At 52.7% G+C, this 1626-nt stretch carries 1 protein-coding gene; it reads right to left on the reverse strand.

All coding sequences use genetic code 11. The features are described 5' to 3' along the window. The coding region (locus EHO01S_RS19095) for a beta strand repeat-containing protein (protein ID WP_024525064.1) at positions 1-1626 on the reverse strand (1626 nt) is incomplete at both ends.

Raw genomic sequence — 1626 nt, forward strand, 5'->3', positions numbered from 1 at the left:
GACGATGGCCGCGCCGCTGATATTGCCGCCACTGACGGTGCCCGCCAATTCGACGCCATTACCGCGGCCAATGGCGCGGCCGCTGATGGTGGTATTGGCGCTGTTTACGTTACCGGTGATATTGACCCCGCTACCTGTCAGGGTCACCCCAGCTAGCACGCCATTCGCCAGCGTCAGGTTGCCACCGATGCTGACCCCCACCCCGCCACGGGAGTGACCGTTGAGGGTCGCGCCATCGATGGTGTAGTTACTGCCGCCGGTCAACTGAACTCCGGCCCCATTCCCCTGAGAGGTACCATTCAAGGAGCCATTGGTGATAGAAACATTATTTCCATGGATATCGATACCGCTGCCTGATGCTGATGTGCCATTGAGTACGTTACCGTTAAGGTTAATTTTTTTACCGTATATATCTCCGGCGTTCATCAATATCCCGCTTCCCGTCTGACTGCGACCGGTAATGCTGGCGTTCACCAGGCTGACATTACCGAACTCAGGAACCGAGACTCCAGCACCACTCTGGCTTTCACCGAGAATAGTCAGTTTCCCCGTCAATCGGGTATTATCGAAGAGTCTTAAGTTTATACCATCGCCTGAGTTTGAGGTGGCGGTTATATTAACATCCCCATCACCTGAGAATTTATAACCAGACCATCGAGCGCCATCGTCAGGAGTATCGCTGCTATGGACTCGAAAAGAGGCCATGCCATCAACGTCATAACTTGATGCAGTAATCCCTAACGTTGCATTATTAACAATAATCTCAGGCTCACTAATCTTATTTCGCCATGCGCCATTTGCCACACCCGCACTATTATGGGCACCGAGCGCACCAGGCTTCAGCGTCTTCCCTTTAATAGACGCCGTGCCATTTTGGAAAGTCAGAATCGCCGCGGGCTCATACTTAGTGTTAAAAAGTAACCCCGAGGCATAATCTGACTCCGCATCGATTGATGTATTGCCAATAAAAGTAATGTTTGCTCGAGCTCCCCCCCCTATCGCAACTGCCGCAACTTGGCTATCGGTATAAGTAATATGCCGGCCTACTACACTATTTTCACTCGCGTTAAACACCACCGTATTGCTCAATACTATGCCATTGCCAGTAGGCCCGCCATAACTTGAGCCATCAGACACGCCGATGACACTAATGCGCCCTCGCTCAGCAGTTAATGCCAAGTTATTAATATGGACCGCATTTAAATTCCGCCTCGTTCCATTACCCGCGATACGGATATTCCCCATATTCGACGTCAGGGTCGACATAGACGTCGTATTCGGCCCACTAATATTTACCGCCGCCGCCGTGGCTTGCAGTAAAATATCTTGCTGTGCCGTGATCGTGCTCGTGCCCGATAAACGAATCCCGGCACCGTTTAGGCCGGTCAGGCTAATCCCCCCTTGACGGGCGATAAGATGGCTATTGCTACTACTGATATTCGCGCCAGCGCCTCGCTGCGCGCGCAGTGTTAACGCCTGCGCGGCCGTAAGCTGGCTATTATTCAGGTCAATCGCGCCACCCAGTAAGGTGACACTGCCCAGCGCCGCATTCAGCGTACTATTCACCAGATCCAGCGCCCCCACCTTATTATTAATCGTCAGGTTGCCGCTGCTGGCGGTCAGGCT

This window comes from Edwardsiella hoshinae NBRC 105699 = ATCC 33379 (assembly GCF_000474215.1).
In the GTDB taxonomy this organism is placed as follows: Bacteria; Pseudomonadota; Gammaproteobacteria; order Enterobacterales; family Enterobacteriaceae; genus Edwardsiella; species Edwardsiella hoshinae.